Annotated in this window: 17 protein-coding genes; 14 read left to right on the forward strand and 3 right to left on the reverse strand. The window is 62.0% G+C overall.

Features of this window, described 5'->3' with window-relative positions; genetic code table 11:
- Positions 1-68 precede the first annotated feature (68 nt).
- Together NVV93_RS07810 and mddA are read left to right on the forward strand one after the other, a co-directional pair.
- Positions 69-2,867, forward strand: coding sequence for a PAS domain S-box protein (locus NVV93_RS07810; protein ID WP_258253859.1), 2,799 nt, complete (start codon positions 69-71; stop codon positions 2,865-2,867).
- 293 nt (positions 2,868-3,160) lie between these two features.
- Positions 3,161-3,928, forward strand: coding sequence for a methanethiol S-methyltransferase (mddA, locus tag NVV93_RS07815; RefSeq protein WP_258253860.1), 768 nt, complete (start codon positions 3,161-3,163; stop codon positions 3,926-3,928).
- Between the two features lie 72 nt (positions 3,929-4,000).
- Here mddA and fabB read toward each other — a convergent pair whose 3' ends face one another.
- From fabB to NVV93_RS07830, 3 genes are all read right to left on the reverse strand, one after another.
- On the reverse strand, positions 4,001-5,221 hold the full coding sequence (gene fabB, locus NVV93_RS07820) for a beta-ketoacyl-ACP synthase I (RefSeq protein ID WP_258253861.1): 1,221 nt from the start codon (positions 5,219-5,221) through the stop codon (positions 4,001-4,003).
- Positions 5,222-5,232: 11 nt separating this feature from the next.
- Positions 5,233-5,748, reverse strand: coding sequence for a 3-hydroxyacyl-[acyl-carrier-protein] dehydratase FabA (gene fabA, locus NVV93_RS07825; RefSeq protein ID WP_119894037.1), 516 nt, complete (start codon positions 5,746-5,748; stop codon positions 5,233-5,235).
- 203 nt (positions 5,749-5,951) lie between these two features.
- Positions 5,952-7,856, reverse strand: coding sequence for an ATP-binding protein (locus tag NVV93_RS07830; RefSeq protein WP_258253862.1), 1,905 nt, complete (start codon positions 7,854-7,856; stop codon positions 5,952-5,954).
- A 331-nt stretch (positions 7,857-8,187) separates the two neighbouring features.
- Between NVV93_RS07830 and NVV93_RS07835 the strand changes: the two genes are divergently transcribed.
- The 12 genes from NVV93_RS07835 to kdpA all read left to right on the forward strand — a co-directional run bounded on the left by NVV93_RS07835 (position 8,188) and on the right by kdpA (position 19,376).
- Complete coding sequence (locus NVV93_RS07835; RefSeq protein WP_258253863.1) at positions 8,188-9,210, forward strand: NAD(P)H-dependent glycerol-3-phosphate dehydrogenase; 1,023 nt, start codon at positions 8,188-8,190, stop codon at positions 9,208-9,210.
- Positions 9,211-9,256: 46 nt separating this feature from the next.
- Positions 9,257-9,601, forward strand: coding sequence for a DUF4389 domain-containing protein (locus tag NVV93_RS07840; protein WP_258253864.1), 345 nt, complete (start codon positions 9,257-9,259; stop codon positions 9,599-9,601).
- The gene (gene sixA, locus NVV93_RS07845; protein WP_258253865.1) at positions 9,598-10,056 is read left to right on the forward strand and encodes a phosphohistidine phosphatase SixA; all 459 of its coding nucleotides are present in this window, start codon (positions 9,598-9,600) and stop codon (positions 10,054-10,056) included. Before NVV93_RS07840 ends, sixA begins: the two co-directional genes overlap by 4 nt.
- 128 nt (positions 10,057-10,184) lie before the next feature.
- A complete protein-coding gene (locus NVV93_RS07850) occupies positions 10,185-11,852 on the forward strand; it encodes an AMP-binding protein (protein ID WP_258253866.1) in 1,668 nt (555 codons plus the stop codon).
- Between the two features lie 153 nt (positions 11,853-12,005).
- A complete protein-coding gene (locus NVV93_RS07855) occupies positions 12,006-12,449 on the forward strand; it encodes a hotdog fold thioesterase (RefSeq protein WP_258253867.1) in 444 nt (147 codons plus the stop codon).
- A gap of 331 nt (positions 12,450-12,780) precedes the next feature.
- Positions 12,781-13,590, forward strand: coding sequence for an alpha/beta fold hydrolase (locus NVV93_RS07860; protein ID WP_258253868.1), 810 nt, complete (start codon positions 12,781-12,783; stop codon positions 13,588-13,590).
- Positions 13,587-14,450, forward strand: coding sequence for an alpha/beta hydrolase (locus NVV93_RS07865; RefSeq protein ID WP_258253870.1), 864 nt, complete (start codon positions 13,587-13,589; stop codon positions 14,448-14,450). The genes NVV93_RS07860 and NVV93_RS07865 overlap by 4 nt, the downstream gene beginning before the upstream one ends.
- A gap of 50 nt (positions 14,451-14,500) precedes the next feature.
- A complete protein-coding gene (locus NVV93_RS07870) occupies positions 14,501-15,163 on the forward strand; it encodes a glutathione S-transferase family protein (RefSeq protein WP_258253871.1) in 663 nt (220 codons plus the stop codon).
- Entirely contained in the window at positions 15,160-15,978 is an 819-nt protein-coding gene (locus NVV93_RS07875) for a DUF4892 domain-containing protein (RefSeq protein WP_375162913.1), read from the forward strand. The genes NVV93_RS07870 and NVV93_RS07875 overlap by 4 nt, the downstream gene beginning before the upstream one ends.
- A gap of 154 nt (positions 15,979-16,132) precedes the next feature.
- Entirely contained in the window at positions 16,133-17,269 is a 1,137-nt protein-coding gene (locus tag NVV93_RS07880) for an AI-2E family transporter (RefSeq protein ID WP_258253873.1), read from the forward strand.
- Positions 17,270-17,580: 311 nt separating this feature from the next.
- Complete coding sequence (gene kdpF, locus NVV93_RS07885) at positions 17,581-17,670, forward strand: K(+)-transporting ATPase subunit F (protein WP_258253874.1); 90 nt, start codon at positions 17,581-17,583, stop codon at positions 17,668-17,670.
- An 8-nt stretch (positions 17,671-17,678) separates the two neighbouring features.
- The gene (kdpA, locus tag NVV93_RS07890; protein WP_258253875.1) at positions 17,679-19,376 is read left to right on the forward strand and encodes a potassium-transporting ATPase subunit KdpA; all 1,698 of its coding nucleotides are present in this window, start codon (positions 17,679-17,681) and stop codon (positions 19,374-19,376) included.
- Positions 19,377-19,379 lie beyond the last annotated feature (3 nt).

Consider the following 19,379-nt stretch of genomic DNA (forward strand, 5'->3'; position numbering starts at 1 on the left):
CTCCTCGAGTCCTGTGGACACGCCCCTATACTCAGCGCAGAGTCTCGCTCCCCGCCGAGGATGTGCGCATGAATCACCCCCTGCCCAGGATCCTCGCCACCAGTACGGTGGAGCATCAGTTACGACAGATCGTCGACAACAGCAGTGCGGTGATCTACGTGAAGGACCTGCAGGGTCACCTGCAGCTGGTCAATCGCGCGTTCGAAGAGCTATTCGGACGCAGCGCCGCAGAAGTTATCGGCCACACCGACCATGAGCTGTTCCCCTCGGCCGAGGCCGATGAGCTGCGCGCCAATGACCGGCGCGTCGCCGAACTAGGCCAGGCCCTGGAGTTCGAGGAGCAGGTCGAGCTGGCCGGCGGGCGGCGCACCTACCTGTCGACCAAGATTCCGCTGTTCGACGACCACGGTAAGGTCATCGCGGTGTGCGGCATGTCCACCGACATCACCGCACGCAAGCGCTGGGAAGAGGCGCTGCGGCATATCGCGATGGGCGTTTCGGCGGTCAGCGGTGAGGCGGTGTTCAGCGAGATCGTTCGCTACCTGGGGCGTTCGCTGGGCGCCGACATCGTCGCCATCGCCCATCTACAGGGCGACCGGGTCAAGCATCTGCGCACCGTGGCGTTGTATTTCGATGGCCAGCTGCGCGACAACGTCACCTATCGGCTGACCGGTACACCGTGCGAGCGGGTGATCGACCTGGGTTTCCAGTTCGTCGGTAACGATGCCCAGGCGCGCTTTCCCGAGGATCCGTTCATCAAGGAATTCCACCTCAACAGTTATTCCGGCTATCCGCTGTTCGCCACCGATGGCCGGCCGATCGGCCTGATTTCCGTCTCCAGCCGCGGCACGCTGGAGTCCCCGGATCTCACCGAGGCGTTGCTTAAGGTCTTCTCGGTGCGCGCTGCGGCGGAAATCCAGAGCGGCGAAGCCGAAGCCAGCTACCGGGCGATCTTCGACAGCTCGGAAGACGCCATCTTCGTCCACGACCTGCACAGCGGCGTGCTGGTCGACGTCAATCCCAAGGCCTGCGAAGCCTACGGCTACCGCTATGAAGAGATGCTCGGCCTGACTATCGACGACTTCAGTGCCGGTTATCGCCCCTACACCGGCGAGGACGCCGCCGGCTGGCTGGCGCGGGCCCGCGATGGTGAGCTGCAGCGCTTCGAGTGGCACCGGCGTAACCGCGACGGCAGCCTGCACTGGGACGAGGTGGTGCTCAAACGCACGACTATCGGCGGGGTCGAGCGGATCCTCGGTATCACCCGTGAAATCACCCAGCGCAAGGCGGCAGAGCAAGCCCTGCGCGCCAGCGAGCAGCAGTATCGGGCGATCGTCAGCACGGCGTTGGATTGCATCATTAGCACCGATGGCGAGGGGCGTGTACTGGCGTTCAACCCCTCTGCCGAGCAGTGCTTCGGCTACCGCCGCGAGCAGGCGATTGGCCAGCCGCTGGCCGACCTGATCCTCCCCGAGCGCCACCGGGACAAGATGCGCAGCGGCTTCCAGGCCTACTTGGCCGGCTGGCGTTTGATGAGCGGCCGGCGTGTCGAGGTGCAGTTGCGGCGGGCCAACGGCGAGGAATTTCCCGCCGAACTGACGGTGAGCGCCGTGGACAATCCGGATGGCCTGCAATTCATCGGTTACCTGCGTGATATCACCGAGCTCAAGCATGCCGAGGAGCAGCGCGCGGCGCTCGCCCAGCAGCTGCGCCAGGCGCAGCGTATGGAGGCGATCGGGCACCTGACCGGTGGCGTGGCCCACGATTTCAACAACCTGCTCACCGGCATGCTCGGTTACACGGTGATGGCCCAGGAGTTGGCCGAGCGACTGCCCGATCAGCGCCTCAGTCACCACCTGACCCGCGTGCAGCGCTCAGCCGAGAAGGCCCGCGATCTGATCCAGCAGATGCTCACTTTCAGTCGTGGTAGCCGTGGCCAACCGCAGCCGGTGGCGTTGGCCGAGCGGGTCGGCGGCTTCATCAAGCTGGTCGAGGCCAGCCTGCCGTCCAGCGTGGAAATCGATACGCGCTTGCCGGTCGATCTGCCCCCGGTGCTGGTCGATCCGGTGCAGCTGGAGCAGGTGCTGATGAACCTGTGCATCAACGCCCGCGACGCCATGTCCGGGGTCGGTCAGCTGCGCATCGCGGTGGGCGTGCAGGCCATGCAGCGCGGCATCTGCGCCTCCTGCCGGCAGCCGTTCGGCGGCCGGTACGTGGTGCTCAGTGTCAGCGATAGCGGCCCGGGCATCGAGGCGGCGGTGTGCGAGCACATGTTCGAGCCGTTCTTCTCGACCAAGGCCAGCGGGCAGGGCAGTGGCATGGGCCTGTCGCTGGTGCACGGCATCGTGCACGAGTACTCGGGGCACATCCACGTCGCCTCCCGGCTGGGCGAGGGCAGTACCTTCCAGATTTTCCTGCCGGCGCTGGCCGAGGGCACTCCCTGTCTGGAGGAGGCCGGCGCATTGGTCGTGCCGTCGCACTCGGAACCGTTGCGCGGGCGTGTGGCGGTGGTCGACGACGAGCCAATGGTGGCCGAGTTCATGGCCGATCGCCTGGCCGACTGGGGCCTGCAGGTGCGCCATTTCGGCGACGCCGAACAGGCCTGCGCGGTGCTCTGCGCCGATCCCTACGCTTGGGACCTGGTGATCCTGGACCAGAGCATGCCGCGCCTGACCGGCCTGCAAGTGGCGCGGCGCCTGCTGGTGTTGCGCGCGGACTTGCCGATCGTGCTGTACAGCGGCTTCAGCGACCAGTTGAGCGAGGGCCAAGTGCAGGCCGAGGGCTTGCGCGCGCTGCTGCGCAAGCCGGTCGACCAGGTCCAGTTGCATCGCCTGTTACGTCAGCTGCTGAGCGAAAGCCGCGACTGAAACCGAAGCGTAACAATTTGCGCGATTACAGACATAGAGCCGATACATGCCGGCCATAACCTGGCTTCAAGTGCAGAACACTGCACCGAATCACTAGCCAAGGTAGGTACCGAGCATGAAACGCCATTCGATCGAACGCCAACTCCCGCTACTCGGCCGCTGCGCCGCTGCACCACTGGGCCGCCAGGGCGTGCAACTGCCGAGTTTTGCCGTCCGTTCCCTTTTCTCTGCCTGAATCGCGTAGGTGTCGCCGGGCCGGGCAGTACGGTCGCTTGCTTGCCGAGGAGCCGAACATGTTCAAGCGCACTTCCATCTTCATCTATGGCGTTGTGAGCTATCTGATCTTCTTCGCCACGTTTCTCTATCTGATCGCGTTCGTCGGTAACTTGCCGTTCGTACCGAGCACGCTGGATGGCGAGCCACGGCTGCCGTCGACCAACGCGGTGCTCATCGACGTCCTGCTGATCGCGCTGTTCGCCCTGCAGCACAGCGTGATGGCCCGGCCGGCGTTCAAGCGCTGGTGGACGCAATGGGTGCCGGTCGAGGCCGAGCGCAGCACCTACGTGCTGTTTTCCAGCCTGGCGCTGATCCTGATGTTCAGCTTCTGGCAGCCGGTCGGCGGAGTGTTCTGGTCGGTGGAAAACCCGGTCGGTCGCGGTGTGCTGTATGCGCTGTTCGGTTTCGGCTGGTTGCTGGTGCTGTACAGCACCTTCCTGATCAACCATTTCGACCTGTTCGGTCTGCGTCAGGTGTGGCTGCAATTGCTCGGCCGGGCGTACCAGCCGCTGACCTTCAAGACTCCGGCGGTCTACCAGATCGTGCGTCATCCGCTGTATGTCGGCTGGTTCATCGCGTTTTGGGCCACTCCGGAAATGACCATGACCCACGCGCTGTTCGCGCTGCTGAACACGGCCTACATCTTGTCGGCCATTCAGCTCGAGGAGCGCGATTTGCAGGACGCGCATCCGGAATATGCCGACTATCGTCGCGAAGTGCCGATGTTGGTGCCACGTATCAACCGTCTGCATCGCGGCCTGCATCACAATGACAGCGCGGCCTGAGGCCGGGAGATCTAAAAACCGGAGAAATAAAAAAGGGCGCCGTGAGGCGCCCTTTTTTATTGCGGGAGCGGCTTACTTGCCGGTCCAGCGCTTCAAGATCAGGGTGGCGTTGGTGCCACCGAAACCGAAGCTGTTGCTCATCACCACGTCGACCTTGGCGTTTTCCTCGGTCTTGCGCACGATCGGCAGGTCGGCAACGGCCGGATCGACTTCGTCGATGTTGGCTGAACCGGCAATGAAGTTGCCTTCCATCATCAGCATGCAATAGATCGCCTCGTGTACCCCGGCGGCGCCCAGCGAGTGACCGGACAGGCTCTTGGTCGAGCTGACCTTCGGTGCCTTGTCGCCGAACACGGCCCGTACCGCACCGGCTTCCGCGGTGTCGCCCACCGGGGTGGAGGTGCCGTGGGTGTTCAGGTAGTCGATCGGGTCGCTAACGGTGGCCAGCGCCTGCTGCATGCAGCGGGTCGCGCCTTCGCCGCTCGGGGCAACCATGTCGTAACCGTCGGAGGTCGCGCCGTAGCCGACGATTTCTGCGTAGATCTTGGCGCCGCGCTTGAGGGCGTGCTCCAGTTCCTCGACCACCACCATGCCACCGCCGCCGGCGATGACGAAGCCGTCACGCTTGGCGTCGTAGGCGCGCGAGGCCTTCTCCGGGGTTTCGTTGTACTGGGTGGAGAGGGCGCCCATGGCGTCGAACAAGCAGCTCTGGCTCCAGTGCTCTTCTTCGCCGCCGCCGGCGAAGACGATGTCCTGTTTACCCAGCTGGATCTGCTCCATGGCGTGACCAATGCAGTGGGCACTGGTGGCGCAGGCGGAGGAGATCGAGTAGTTGACGCCCTTGATTTCGAACGGCGTGGCCAGGCAGGCCGACACGGTGCTGCTCATGGTGCGCGGCACGCGGTATGGGCCGATGCGCTTGACGCCTTTTTCGCGCAGGGTGTCGATGGCTTCCATCTGGTTGATGGTGGAAGCACCACCGGAGCCAGCGACCAGGCCGGTGCGCGGATTGGAAACCTGCTCCTGGCTCAGGCCGGAGTCCTTGATCGCCTGTTCCATCGCCAGGTACGCATAAGCCGCGGCGTCGCCCATGAAGCGGAACACCTTACGGTCGATCAGCTCTTCCAGCTTCAGGTCGACCGAGCCGGACACCTGGCTGCGTAAGCCCATCTCGGCATAGGACGGGTTGTAGCGGATCCCGGCGCGCCCGGCACGCAGGTTGGCAGAAACGGTGTCTTTGTCATTGCCCAGGCAAGAAACGATGCCCAAACCGGTAATCACGACGCGACGCATGCGGATAACCCTTAAAAATTGTCAGTGGAAGTGAACAGACCGACGCGCAAGCCTTCGGCACTGTAGATCTCGCGACCATCGACGCTGACACTGCCATCGGCGATGCCGAGGATCAACGAACGACTGATGGTGCGCTTGATGTGAATGTTGTAAGTGATCTTTTTGGCGGTCGGCAGAACCTGGCCGAAGAACTTCACTTCGCCGGATCCCAGCGCGCGGCCACGGCCCGGATTGCCTTGCCAGCCCAGATAGAAACCTACCAGCTGCCACATGGCGTCAAGGCCCAGGCAGCCCGGCATCACCGGATCACCCTCGAAATGGCAGGCGAAGAACCACAGGTCAGGGTTGATATCCAGCTCGGCGACCAATTCACCTTTGCCGTATTTGCCGCCGACTTCGCTGATATGGGTGATGCGATCAACCATCAGCATGTTCGGGGCGGGCAGTTGCGCATTTCCCGGACCGAATAACTCGCCGCGGCTGCAGCGCAGCAGGTCTTCCCGGGTAAAGGCGTTTTGTTTGGTCATGCGAGCTCCTCAATGATCCCTGTGCAGCAGGGCTGGGCAAATCCAGGCTGCCTGCGCACCGCATGGTGTCTGACAGCCTAGTCGTAGACTGTTGCGTGTTGATGAAAGTCACAGTGCGCCAAGCACTTGTACAGCATGGCAGCACGTATAGGAGAACGCCCCATCGGAGCGGTACGCTAACAAAGTGGTCGACGGACGGCCACTCACCGAAGGTCGGGGGGAAGCCAGCGCTGCAAAATACGCTGTAGATCGGAGCGTTTGAACGGTTTGGACAGGTAGTCGTTCATGCCTGCCTGCAGACAGGCTTCGCGGTCGCCCTGCAGTGCGTTGGCGGTGAGGGCGATGATCGGCACGCCACCCTGGCCGCTGAGTTCGCGGATCTGTCGGGTCGCTTCGTAACCGTCCATGACGGGCAGGCGGCAATCCATGAGGATCGCGGAAAATTGCTGCCGGCTGGCGCTGTGCACCGCCTCAGCGCCATCGCTGACCAGGCTGACCTGATAACCGAGACTGCGCAGCATGGCTTCGATTACGGTCTGATTGACCGGATTGTCTTCCACCAGCAGCACCTCATGGCCGCTACTAAGATGCTCGCTGATCGGTCGATTGGTCAGGGCGCCGGCTACTTGAGTCCGGAACGGCAACGGAATTTCCAGGGTGAATATCGAGCCTTTTCCGTCGGCGCTTTCCGCCCGCAAGGTGCCGCCCATGCGCTCGGCCAACGTGCGGGCGATGGGCAGGCCAAGGCCGGTGCCGCCGTAGCGCCGTGAAATCGAGCTATCGGCCTGCTGGAAGGCATCGAACATGTGCTCCAGGCGCTCTGCCGGAATGCCGATGCCGCTGTCGTGAACCGCGCAGGTGAACCACAGCACTTCGTCGTCCAGCGGCTGCCAGCGGGCCTGCAGGCGGATGCCACCTTCCTCCGTGAATTTCAGGGCGTTGCCGAGCAGGTTGACCAGGATTTGCCGGATGCGCGTCGGGTCGCCTTGGACTTCGAGGTTTTCCAGGCCGGCCTGGCAATCCAGCTTCAGCTCCAGGCCGCGCTGCTGGGCGCTGTGCTGGAAAACCTGGGTGGAGCTTTGCAGCAGCTCCAGCAGGTTGAACGGGATCTGCTCGAGTTCCAGCGCGCCGCGCTCGATCCGCGAGAAGTCGAGAATGTCGTTGATCACCTTGAGCAGATGCTCGGTGGATTCGGTCGCCAGGGCCGCATATTCCACTTGCTCCTGGTTCATCTCGGTGGTTTCCAGCAGCTGCAGCATACCTAGTACACCGTTCATCGGGGTGCGCAGCTCGTGGCTCATCATCGCCAGAAACTCGGATTTTGCCCGGTTGGCCTGTTCGGATTCCTCGCGAGCGTTGATCAGCTCCGCCATGGCCTGCTGCTGCTCACGACTGGCGTGGTCCAGGGCACTGGCAAGGTTATTGATATGCCGGGCCAAATCGCTCAATTCGCCTTCGCCGCCGGCCGGCAGTCGATTGTCGTAGTGCCCGGCCTGGATGGCTTCGACCGTCTTGCCCATCGCGCTCAGCGGTTTGGACAAGCCGCGGGCCAGGCGACGGGCAATTGCAAAGGTCAGCAGCAAAGCCAGCACCACGAGAACCATGGCTTTGAGCAGGATTTCCTGCTGGCGGCTGCTAAAGGCATCGTTGGACATGCCAACCACCACGCGACCGAGGTAGTTATTGCCGACCTGATCGAGATGTTGGTTACCTCGCAGCACCTCGGCGGGCAACGTCAGGTGCTGCAGGCGGATCGGCGCGTGGAAGATTTCCACTTGTGACGCCTGCTTGGGACTGTTGGGCTGCTCGATGTAGACGAGGATACGGTCGTCACGATCACGCACCTCCAAGAAGCGCACGTGCGGCGTGTCCAGGGTGGCTTTGAGAAGCTTATGCAGCACCTGCAGATTGCCGCTGAGCACACCGTATTCGGTGGCGGGCGCCAGCTGGTTGGCGATCAGCTGGCCGGTGTGGTTGAGTTCCTGGCGCAGGTCCTGAAGGCGAGCGAACGTGAAAAAACCGGTCAGCAGCAGCGTCAGCACCAGCGCTGGTCCCAGACTGATCAACTGGGTTCGGGTATGAATGTCCCAGCCGCGGCGCAAGTTCATCGCCGCGCTACTCGAGCAAGGTGCGAGAAGACAGCTAACTCACAGTCGCCGGTAAGTGGCGGGAGACGGCGCATCCATTGGCCTCGTGTGGGCTCGTCCGTGGGATGTGAACGCATGCTAAAACTCTAGTTCGGGCTGCAGGAAATATAGCAATCGGGCTTCCACCATAACCGGGATGCCGTTTGAAGTGCCTCTGCCACTACTCTATTTGAGCAAAATTAGCAGAATAATCAGTATCTTCTGGCTCGCGTAGGCAAATGCTAGCTGCCCGCCAGACGCTCCGTATAATGCTCGCAACGGCTTTTTAATGTGATAGCCACACGGATTCTTTATGACTGAGCAACAACCCATTGCCGTCCTTGGTGGCGGTAGTTTCGGTACTGCGGTGGCTAATTTGCTGGCTGAGAATGGCCAGTTGGTGCGTCTGTGGATGCGCGATCCCGAGCAAGCGGAGGCCATTCGGGTTACGCGGGAGAATCCTCGTTATCTGAAGGGCGTAAAAGTTCATCCGAGCGTGACGCCAAGCGTTGATCTCGCCGCGACGTTGGTGGCCTGCGAGCTGTTTTTCGTGGCCATTCCATCCAGTGCCTTGCGCACCGTACTGCAGCCGCATGGCGCGCAGTTGGCGGGCAAGCAACTGATCAGCCTGACCAAAGGCATCGAGGCGCAGAGCTTTAAGCTGATGAGCCAGATTCTCGAGGAGGTCGCGCCGCAGGCCCATATCGGCGTGCTATCCGGGCCCAATCTGGCCAAGGAAATCGCCGAACACGCGCTCACCGCGACGGTGGTGGCCAGTGAGGATGAAGCACTTTGCGCGCGCGTTCAGGCAGTCCTGCATGGCCGCACTTTTCGGGTTTACGCGAGCGGCGACCGCTTCGGTGTCGAGCTGGGCGGGGCGCTGAAGAATGTCTACGCGATCATCGCCGGCATGGCCGCTGCGCTTGGCATGGGCGAGAACACCAAAAGCATGCTGATCACCCGTGCCCTGGCCGAAATGACGCGCTTTGCGGTCAAGCTCGGGGCCAATCCGATGACGTTTCTGGGGCTGGCTGGCGTGGGCGATCTGATCGTCACCTGCACATCGCCGAAAAGCCGCAATTATCAGGTCGGCTTCGCCCTGGGCGAGGGATTGAGCTTGGAGGAAGCGGTAACCCGGCTCGGTGAAGTCGCCGAAGGGGTTAATACCCTGAAGGTGCTCAAGGCTAAGGCGGAGGAATTGCAGATCTACATGCCGCTGGTGGCTGGCCTGCATGCGATTTTGTTTGAAGGGCGTACTCTGACGCAGGTTATCGAGCTGTTGATGCGCGGCGAGCCGAAGACCGATGTGGACTTTATTTCGCTCAGCGGCTTCTAAGTCGGCGGGTTTCAGTAATTGACGCAATTATGAAGAGGGAAACGCCATGAACGACACCAATGAACTGCAGCACGAGTCTATTGTGCTGCGCATTCTGTGGATGGTGGTTTTTGTCATTATCTGGCAGCTAGCCGAGCTGGTGCTCGGGGCGGTAGTCCTGTTGCAACTGGGTTATCGCCTGTTCTACAGCGCACCCAACGCCAGCCTGTTGGGTTTGGGCGACAGCCTCAGCCAGTATCTGGCGCAGATCGGCCGCTTCGGTACCTTCAATAGCGACATCAAACCCTGGCCTTTCGCTGATTGGCCGACCCCGCAAGCGCCAGAAGGCGAGGCTGCTCACGCGGTGCCTCCAGCGCCGCACCCGGTGCGTGACGAAGAGCCCAAGCTATGAGGTTGTGGTTGTTGCGCCACGGCGAAGCAGAGCCGCACGCGCGCACCGATGCCGAGCGGCATCTGACCAAGCGCGGGCGCAAGGAAGTGCTGCAAAGCAGCGCGCAATTGGATGGTCGGCCGCTGGCGGCGATCCTCGCCAGTCCATATATCCGCGCGCAGCAGACCGCCGAACTGGTGCGCGAGGCGTTGGGCGTGCGCGTGTCGATCACCACGGTGCCCTGGCTGACTCCGGACAGCTCACCCGCCGAGGCCTTGCGGCATCTCGACGAGTACGCTGAACGTGAGGTGTTGCTGGTCAGTCACCAGCCATTTATCGGTGACCTGGGAGGGCTGTTGGTACACGGCCATCGTCAGCAGCCCCTACCGATGAGCACCGCCAGCCTTGCCGAACTGGATGGCGACATCTTTGCGGCCGGCAGTATGGATTTGCTCGCGCTGGTGCATCCGCACTAACGTCGTGATCTGGCAAGACGACTACACACGGAAACATTTCTCCGGTTGCACCTCGGGTTTGTGCATGGAATATTCGACCAAGCAAGTGCTTGGTTGACTGTCTCCATAACAAAAACAAGGAGGATGTCGTGGCTAATGCAGTTCGATTGCCGTTGGAAGTGTTCTACGAGCGCGAAGCTCGACACCCGAATAAGCGTTATCTGGTGCAGCCGCTGGGCGGCGACCAGGTCGAAGAACTGAGCTGGTCCGATGTCGGCGACCAGGCACGCCGCGCCGCCAACTGGCTACGCGCCCGCGAACTGCCCGCCGGCAGTCGCATCGCAATCATCTCCAAGAACTGCGCGCACTGGATCGTCGCCGACCTGGCGATCTGGATGGCTGGGCACATCTCGGTGCCGCTGTATCCGAATCTGAGCGCCGAATCGACCCGCCAGGTACTCGAGCATTCCGAGTCGATGCTGGTACTCATCGGCAAGTTGGACGATTGGCCGTCCATGGTGGCGGGCGTGCCTTCCGGTGTGCCGACCATAGCGTTGCCGCTGCATCCGCCAGGTCAGTTCGACTATCAGTGGAGCGACCTGCAAGCCAGCGCGCCGATCCGCGACAACCCGTCGCCAACGGCCGATCAACTGGCCACGATCATCTACACCTCCGGGACCACCGGCACCCCGAAAGGCGTGATGCACACCTTCGGTAACTTTGGTTTTGCCGGTAGTAACGGCATGCAGATGTTCCAGAGCAGCGAGAACGATCGGCTGATTTCTTATCTGCCCCTGTGTCATGTGGCGGAGCGCATGTTCGTTGAGCTGGGGTCCCTGTATAGCGGGGCAGCGGTGTTCTTCGCCGAAAGCCTGGATACCTTCCTGGAAGACCTCAAGCGTGCCCGGCCGACCTTGATGTTCGGTGTGCCGCGCATTTGGTCCAAGTTTCAAATGGGCGTGTACAGCAAGATGCCGGCGGCCAAGCTGGACTTCCTTCTGCGCCTGCCGATCATCGGTCGCATCGTTGGCCGCAAAGTGCTCACCGGTCTTGGCCTGGATGCGGTGCGCCTAGCGCTATGCGGTGCTGCGCCCGTGCCGCAAGCGCTGTTGAACTGGTATCAACGCATGGGCCTGGAAGTGCTCGAGGTCTATGGCATGACCGAGAACTGCGGTTATTCCCATCTGTGCCGGAAGGGCAAGATCAAGACTGGCTGGATCGGCCAACCAAGTCTGGGCGTCGAGGTGCGTATCGCTGACGACGGTGAACTGCAGGTGCGCAGCGGCGCGACCATGCAGGGCTATTTCAAAGACTCGGAAAAGACTGCCGAAACCATCACCGCGGACGGTTATCTACGTACCGGCGACAAGGGTGAAGAGGACGCCGACGGCTACCTGCGGCTGACCGGACGGCTCAAGGAAATCTTCAAGACCAGCAAGGGCAAATATGTCGCCCCAGCACCGATCGAAAACCGTTTGGCGGTGCATCCGCTGATCGAGCAGGTGTGCGTGGTTGGCGACAGCCTGCCGCAACCGCTGGCCTTGTGCGTGCTGTCTGAAGTCGGCCGGCGCTCGGTGCAGGGCGGCACCCGCGGCGATCTGGAAAGCAGTTTCCGCACCCTGCTAGACGACGTGAACAAGGTGCTCGACAAGCATGAGCGGCTGCTCACCCTGGTCCTCCTGCAGGACAACTGGGCGGTCGAAAATGGCTTTCTCACGCCCACCCTGAAGATCAAGCGCAATGTCGTGGAAGGCACCTATCAGCCGCATTTCCAAGAGTGGCTGGATCGTCGTGAAACGGTGCTCTGGCATGGCTAACAGGCCGTTGAAAAATGTAGCCGAGGCAGCCGAGACAAGGCAAAAACGGCCGAAAAAGCGCAGTTTACGCGCTGTAAATGAGCATTTTGAGGCCGTTTTTAACGCCGTATCGGCAACGTAGGTAGTTTTTCAACGGCCTGTTAAGGAGTTTTCATGAGCCTATGGCGCAATACACCCGATCTGGAGCGACTCAACGCCAACCTGCGCAACAGCATTGGCGAGCTGTTGGATATCCGCTTCGAATCGTTCGATGACGAGTCGATCACCGCCAGCATGGTGGTCGATCGTCGCACTCACCAACCCTTTGGTTTATTGCATGGAGGGGCCTCGGTCGTGCTGGCCGAAACCCTCGGTTCGACCGCGAGTTTCCTGTGCCTCGATAGCAGCCGTTATTACTGCGTCGGGCTGGAGGTCAACGCCAACCATTTGCGTGGCCTGCGCAGCGGGCGAGTCACGGCGGTGGCGCGGCCGGTGCATCTGGGCCGGACCACGCATGTCTGGGGTATCCGCCTGAGCGGTGAAGATGGCAAGCCGAGCTGTATCTCGCGGCTGACCATGGCCATCGTGCCGCTGGGCGAGCAACCGCCTAAAGCTTGAGAACCTGTTTACGATCTGCTGCGCGTCGGCCATACGGCGTTAAAAACTGGGCTCGGATGCTCATTTACAGCTCGTAAACTCCGCTCTTCGCCCATTTTATTCGCTGGCGCTCACCCTACGGGCCAGCCTTTGGCTGTTACTCCCGCTGGTCGTTGCGCCTTGCACGGCTCTAGCTCGCGAGATCGTAAACAGGTTCTGAGCCAATTGGCGTTCCCGCGGGAGCGTCAGCCTTGGTTTTGGCCGTACTGCCATCATTCACTGACCGTTTTGTCATTGCCGCAAGCACCTGCCTGCCGGACAATCCTTGTGTATCCCTTTTTAGACGATGACCATGTCACAGCCCGTTTTCTTCGCTCACGCCAACGGTTTTCCTTCGGCCACTTACGGCAAATTGTTTGCCGAGCTCGCGCCCGCGTACCGGGTCCAACATCTGGAGCAGCACGGCCATGATCCGCGCTTTCCGGTGGGGGAGAACTGGGAGGAGTTGGTTGGCGAATTGCTCCACCATCTCGAATCGCTCGGCGAGCCGGTATGGGGCGTCGGGCATTCGCTGGGCGGTATCTTGCATTACCGCGCGGCCTTGCAACGCCCCGAGCTGTACCGCGGGCTGGTGCTGTTGGACTCGCCGATCCTGGGCCTGCCGCATCGGTTGGCGATCCGTACCGCGAAACGCTTCGGCTTCATCGATCGGGTAACGCCGGCCGGACGCACCCAGGGCCGCCGTGAACTGTTCAACGATCCTGCTGAAGCGCGCGCCTATTTCGCCGAGAAATCCCTGTTCCGCCATTTCGATCCAGAGTGCCTGGATGCCTACGTCGAGCACGGCTTGCAGGCGTGTCAGGACGGCCTGCGCCTGCGCTTCGATCCGGCCACAGAGCTGAGCATCTATCGCAACGTTCCGCATACCAATCCCGGCGCGCCGCAGCAGTTGCAGGTGCCAATGGCCGTGGTTCGTGGCGAGCAAAGTCGGGTGGTGCGCAAGCGCGATGCACAACTGGTACGCCGTGTCCCGCAAGGCGAATACCTGACCCTGCCCGGCGGCCACATGTTCCCCTTCGAGCGTCCGCAGGACACCGCCGAACTGGTCAAACAGCTGTTGAGTCGCTGGGATCAACGCCGCGCTATGCAGGAGCCGCGATGAGCATGCAGGTCGAGGAAGTCCGTCTGAGCCTGCCGCATATCGAGTTGGCAGCGCATATTTCCGGTCCGGAAGACGGCCTGCCGGTGCTCGCGGTGCATGGCTGGATGGATAACGCGATGAGCTTCGCGCGGTTGATTCCCAAGTTGCACGGACTGCGTATTGTGGCGGTTGACCTGGCGGGGCATGGCTATTCCGACCATCGCCCGCCGGGTGCCAGCTACCTGATCTGGGAATACGTCGCCGACATCCTGCAGGTGGCCGACCAGTTCGGCTGGGAGCGTTTCTCGCTACTGGGTCATTCGATGGGCGCCATTGTTTCGACCCTGCTGACCGGCACCATGCCGCATCGAGTTGAACGCCTGGCGTTGATCGACGCAATCATTCCCCACACCGCCGAGCCACAAGCCATGGCTGCGGAACTGGCCACCGCGCTGGACGCGCAGAAGGCCCATGGCAGCAAGCGCAAGCGCGTACACGACAGCTTCGACAAAGCCATCGAGGCGCGCATGAAAGGCCAAGTGCCGGTCAACCGCGAGGCCTCAGAACTGCTCGCCCAGCGTGGCGTAATGCCGGTGCCCGGCGGTTATGTTTGGCGCACCGATAGTCGTCTGGCCCTCCCTTCGCCGGTGCGCCTGACTCTGCCGCAGGCGCTGGCCTTCGTCGAGCGCATCACTTGCCCGATCAATCTGGTGGTCGCCCAACAAGGCATTCTCCGGAAGATTCCCGGCACCTTCGACATGCTCGAGCGGCTGCCCGTCGAGATCACCGAGCTGCCCGGTCGTCACCATCTGCACCTGGAAGACGAGGAGGGCGCGCAGGCCGTCGCAGACTGTTTCAATCGCTTCTTCCATCCTGCTTGACGGGCTTCGGCCGAGCGGTAAGGCTGGGTGGGTCGAGACAGGAGAAGCACATGATCGATCTGTACACCGCCGCCACCCCCAACGGCCACAAGGTGTCCATCGCCCTCGAAGAGCTCGGGTTGCCCTATGAAGTGCACCCGCTGAACTTCGAGCTGAAGGAACAGAAAAGCCCTGCCTTTCTGAAGATCAATCCGAATGGCCGCATCCCGGCCATCGTCGATCGCGACAATGACAACTTCGCCGTGTTCGAGTCCGGCGCCATCCTTCTCTACCTCGCCGAATTGACCGGCCAATTGCTGCCGCAGGATGCCAAGGCTCGCTCGCTGGCGATTCAGTGGCTGATGTTCCAGATAGGCGGCGTCGGCCCGATGCAGGGTCAGGCTAACGTATTTTTCCGCTACTTCCCGGAGAAGCTGCAGCCGGCCATCGACCGTTATCAGCACGAAACCCGCCGTCTTTATGAGGTGCTCGACAGCCGTTTGAGCGAAGCACCGTACCTGGCCGGCGAGTATGGGATTGCCGACATCGCCACGTTTCCCTGGGTGCGTTTGTACGACTGGGCTGGCATCTCCCTCGACGGCCTCGCGCATCTGCAGCGCTGGCTGGCAGCCATCGAGGCGCGGCCGGCGGTGCAGCGCGGTTTGGCGGTACCCAAGCGTCGCGAGCCGGATGAGCAGGTGATCAAAGGTGCGCAATCGATGTTGATGCGATGAGCTTCTCGATGTCTCTGCGCCGGACTTTGGCGCTAGTTCTCTGCAGTTTCAGCGCCGTGGCCGCTGATCTGCCCGACAGTCATGATCTTGCCGGTATTCCGCGGTTTCCCCGGGCGGAAATCGTCGACTTCCGTGAGCAGACTGATCAGGAACGCATCTATCCGCAGGGTTCGATCCGCCGCATCAGCAATCAGCTGCGCTATGAGCAACAGGTCGCCACGCAAGGTCAGCTGACCTCGGTGACCTATCAGCTACCCGCCGAACACTTCGGCGATCAGGCTTTCAACGCTACCCGCCAAGCATTGCAGGAGCAGGGCGCCGAACTGTTGTACTGGTGTGAAGGGCGCGATTGCGGCTCCAGCAGCCTGTGGGCCAATTCGGTATTTGGTAACGCCAAGCTGATGGGCTCGGACGAGCAGCAGGACTACCTGTTGCTGCGTCTGGCGCCACCGCAGCAGGATGTACTGGTCGCGCTGTACGGCATCACTCGTGGCAACCGCCGCGCCTATTTGCATGTCGAGCAACTGCAAGCCAGCGCGCCGTTGGGTGAGCTGTTGCCCACTGCGGGTACTTTATTGCGGCAGCTGCGCGCCACCGGCGAGCTGGCGCTGCCGCGTCTCGACGGCGAGCCGGCAGCGAACTGGAGTGAGTTGCTGGCTCGCTGCCTGAACCTCGACACCACCCTGCGGGTCAGTCTGTCAGGGACGCATGCCGAGGCCTGGCGTGAGGCACTGATCCAGCAACGGGTGCGTGCGGCGCGCCTCGAGCTGGAGCCGGGTGAGGTGTTGGGGTTACACATCAAACAGTTGCGCTAGCAGGCCGTTGAAAAATCATCTACGTTGCCAATCTGGCGTTAAAGCGGCCCGCTAGAGCGGCTGCGCCTTGAAGGGCAGGCGCGAGTCAGACATCGTGTAGGTCATCGGTTCGCTCTTCTGCGCGGACCACTTTCATCATTAAGGAAGCTTGTCCATGCCCACCAATGATCGCCTGTTGCTGCAGATTCTGGTGCTGGCGCTGCTCGGTGCCAGTCTGTGGGTGCTGGCTCCGTTCTGGTCGGCACTGTTCTGGGCGGCCGTGCTCGCCTTTGCCAGCTGGCCGCTGATGCCACTGCTGACCCGCTGGCTGAATGGCCGTACCACTGCTGCTGCTGCGATCCTGACCCTGGGCTGGATGCTGCTCGTCGCCGTACCGTTGGTAATGCTGACCATCAACCTCGCCGATCACATCCGCGATGGCATGAGTCTGCTCAAGGACGTGCAGATGCAGGGTCTGCCGGCGCCGCCCGACTGGTTGGGGACTATTCCGCTGATTGGCGAGCGCCTGATCCGGCTCTGGTACACCATCGATCAGCAGGGGTCGGCGTTCTTCGCCAGCCTAAAACCATACATGGGTGAGGTCGGCAATTGGCTGCTGGCGCGCAGCGCACAAATTGGCGCGGGCCTGGTCGAGCTGGTACTCAGTTTGGTGCTGGTGTTTTTCTTCTACCGCGACGGTCCGCGCATGGCGATCTTCGTGCGCAGTGGCCTGCGCCGCCTGATCGGCGACCGGGCTGATCACTACCTGGAGCTGGTGGCCGGCACCGTGCAGCGTGTGGTCAATGGCGTGATCGGCACTGCGGCGGCGCAGGCCGTGCTGGCGCTGATCGGCTTCTGGATCGCCGGGGTGCCGGGGGCACTGGTGCTCGGCCTGCTCACCTTCGCCTTCAGCCTGATTCCCATGGGGCCGCCATTGGTCTGGATTCCCGCCACCGCTTGGTTGGTGTGGCACGGCGAGTACGGTTATGCGGTGTTCCTGGCGATCTGGGGCACTTTCATCATCAGCGGCGTGGACAACGTGCTTAAGCCGTACCTGATCAGTCGCGGCGGTAATCTGCCGCTGGTGGTGGTGCTGCTTGGTGTGTTCGGTGGCCTGCTGGCTTTCGGCTTCATGGGCCTGTTCCTCGGCCCGACTCTGTTGGCGGTTGCCTACAGCCTGGTCAGTGACTGGATCGCCCATGATCCTTCGTTGCCGCCTGCGCCGGTGTTGACGGTCAAGCCGGGAAAACTTGAGGAGCCGGTGATAACCGGCACGGAACCGCCGGACAAATCGTCCGTAACGCCCCAATAAAGTGGGGTTATGCCTCGGTCACCTGTTGGGACGTACAGGCCAGGTAGGCGGCGTTTGGGGTGATGATTCGTAGGGTGGGTTAGCCGTAGGCGTAACCCACCGAGCAGGCTGGACGCCGGTGTTCGAGATGGCACCGCTGGTGGGTTACGCGGCTAACCCACCCTACAAAAGCGGGGTGCACACATAGCTGAGGCATGGTCTTTCTTTACGTCTTCTTTATGCCGCGCTCGCGGCTGACGACTCGTTCCTTTACGCCCTTCCTTTCGAGAATGACTCCACAGCGGGAGAGTCCGCATTAAGGAGCATTACTCATGAGCATTCTCGATGGCGTGTCCCTGGCTTTGGCTTTGGGGCTGTTCATTTACTTGCTGACCGCGCTGCTACGCGCCGATCGTAGTTAGGAGGCGTGATGCAAGTTCAAGATTACCTATTGTTGTTGGCCTTCTTCGCTCTTGTGCTGGTCCCCGCGCCGTTCCTCGGCCGCTACCTGTACCGCGCCATGGAAGGGCAGAAGACCCTGCTGAGCCCGCTGTTCGGTCCGCTCGAGCGCTTCTGTTATCGCCTGTCCGGGGTGAATGAACAGTCTGAGCAGGACTGGAAAACCTACATGCTGGCCCTGCTGGCCTTCACTGCAGCCAGCTTGCTGGTGCTCTTCGCGATTCTGGTGGGGCAGGGTGCGCTGCCGCTCAACCCGCAACAGCTGCCGGGGCTGGAGTGGACACTGGCGTTCAACACCGCAGTGAGCTTCGTCGCCAACACCAACTGGCAGGCTTATAGCGGCGAGGCGTCGCTGAGTTATTTCAGCCAGATGATTGGCCTGACCGTGCAGAACTTTGTCAGCCCGGCGGTCGGCTTGGCCGTGCTGGTGGTGTTCTGCCGTGGCATTGCGCGCAAATCCACCCACAACCTCGGCAACTTCTGGGTCGACCTGACTCGCGCCACTCTCTACGGACTGCTGCCACTGTGCCTGCTGCTGGCGTTGTTCCTGGTCTGGCAGGGCGTGCCGCAGACCTTCCTCGATTACGTGCAGGCCAAAACCCTGCTCGGCGCCGACCAGACCATTCCGCTCGGCCCGGCCGCCAGTCAGATCGCCATCAAGCAGCTCGGCACCAACGGTGGCGGCTTCTTTGGCGTCAACTCGGCGCATCCGTTCGAGAACCCGACGGCCTGGAGCAACCTGTTTGAAATGGCGTCGATCATCCTGATCCCGGCGGCGCTGCTGTTCACCTTCGGCCACTACGTCAAGGACCTGCGCCAGAGCCGCGCCTTGTTGGCCTGCATGCTGGTCATCTTCATGCTCGGCCTGGGCGTAACCCTGTATTCCGAATATCAGCCGAATCCGGCGTTGGCTGCGCTGCCGATCGAGCAGGTCGGCTCCCTGGAAGGCAAGGAAAGCCGCTTCGGCATCACCGCTTCGGCGCTATGGGCGGTCACCACTACCGCGGCGTCGAACGGCTCGGTGAACGCCATGCATGACAGCTTCAGTGCACTGGGCGGATTGGTGCCGATGTTCAACATGATGCTCGGCGAGATTGTCTTCGGCGGCGTCGGTGCCGGGATGTACGGCATGCTGCTGTTCGTTCTGATTGCCGTGTTCCTCGCCGGTTTGATGATCGGCCGCACGCCGGAGTACCTCGGCAAGAAACTTGAGGCCCGCGAGGTCCGCTTGCTGGTCGCGACCCTGCTGGTGATGCCGGTCGGCGTGCTGGTGCTCGGCGCCCTGGCGGCCAGCCTGCCAGGGCCGGCGGCCTCGGTGAGCAACCCGGGAGCCCACGGCTTCAGCCAGATTCTCTACAACTACACCTCCGGTACGGCGAACAACGGCTCGGCCTTTGGTGGCTTCGGCTCTAACACGCCGTACCACAACCTGATGATTGGCCTGGCCATGCTGATCGGGCGCTTCGGCTACATCCTGCCGATCCTCGCCATCGCCGGCAGCCTGGCGGCGAAGAAGACCGCGCCCATCGGCAGAAACAGCTTCCCGACCCACGGCCCGCTGTTCGTCACTCTGCTGACGTTGACCATCCTGCTGGTTGGCGGCCTGACGTTCCTGCCGGCACTGGCCCTTGGGCCGATCGCCGAACACCTTGGCCAACTGGCGCATTGAGGA

The organism is Pseudomonas sp. LS44, from assembly GCF_024730785.1.
Classification (GTDB): domain Bacteria; phylum Pseudomonadota; class Gammaproteobacteria; order Pseudomonadales; family Pseudomonadaceae; genus Aquipseudomonas.

Coding starts and splice junctions, on each gene's coding strand:
- NVV93_RS07835 (WP_258253863.1), top strand. CDS start 8,188: ATGACTGAGCAACAACCCATTGCCGTCCTTGGTGGCGGTAGTTTCGGT.
- fabA (WP_119894037.1), bottom strand. CDS start 5,748: ATGACCAAACAAAACGCCTTTACCCGGGAAGACCTGCTGCGCTGCAGC.
- NVV93_RS07810 (WP_258253859.1), top strand. CDS start 69: ATGAATCACCCCCTGCCCAGGATCCTCGCCACCAGTACGGTGGAGCAT.
- NVV93_RS07855 (WP_258253867.1), top strand. CDS start 12,006: ATGAGCCTATGGCGCAATACACCCGATCTGGAGCGACTCAACGCCAAC.
- NVV93_RS07875 (WP_375162913.1), top strand. CDS start 15,160: ATGAGCTTCTCGATGTCTCTGCGCCGGACTTTGGCGCTAGTTCTCTGC.
- NVV93_RS07860 (WP_258253868.1), top strand. CDS start 12,781: ATGTCACAGCCCGTTTTCTTCGCTCACGCCAACGGTTTTCCTTCGGCC.
- fabB (WP_258253861.1), bottom strand. CDS start 5,221: ATGCGTCGCGTCGTGATTACCGGTTTGGGCATCGTTTCTTGCCTGGGC.
- NVV93_RS07830 (WP_258253862.1), bottom strand. CDS start 7,856: ATGAACTTGCGCCGCGGCTGGGACATTCATACCCGAACCCAGTTGATC.
- kdpF (WP_258253874.1), top strand. CDS start 17,581: ATGAGCATTCTCGATGGCGTGTCCCTGGCTTTGGCTTTGGGGCTGTTC.
- kdpA (WP_258253875.1), top strand. CDS start 17,679: ATGCAAGTTCAAGATTACCTATTGTTGTTGGCCTTCTTCGCTCTTGTG.
- NVV93_RS07880 (WP_258253873.1), top strand. CDS start 16,133: ATGCCCACCAATGATCGCCTGTTGCTGCAGATTCTGGTGCTGGCGCTG.
- NVV93_RS07840 (WP_258253864.1), top strand. CDS start 9,257: ATGAACGACACCAATGAACTGCAGCACGAGTCTATTGTGCTGCGCATT.
- sixA (WP_258253865.1), top strand. CDS start 9,598: ATGAGGTTGTGGTTGTTGCGCCACGGCGAAGCAGAGCCGCACGCGCGC.
- mddA (WP_258253860.1), top strand. CDS start 3,161: ATGTTCAAGCGCACTTCCATCTTCATCTATGGCGTTGTGAGCTATCTG.
- NVV93_RS07865 (WP_258253870.1), top strand. CDS start 13,587: ATGAGCATGCAGGTCGAGGAAGTCCGTCTGAGCCTGCCGCATATCGAG.
- NVV93_RS07870 (WP_258253871.1), top strand. CDS start 14,501: ATGATCGATCTGTACACCGCCGCCACCCCCAACGGCCACAAGGTGTCC.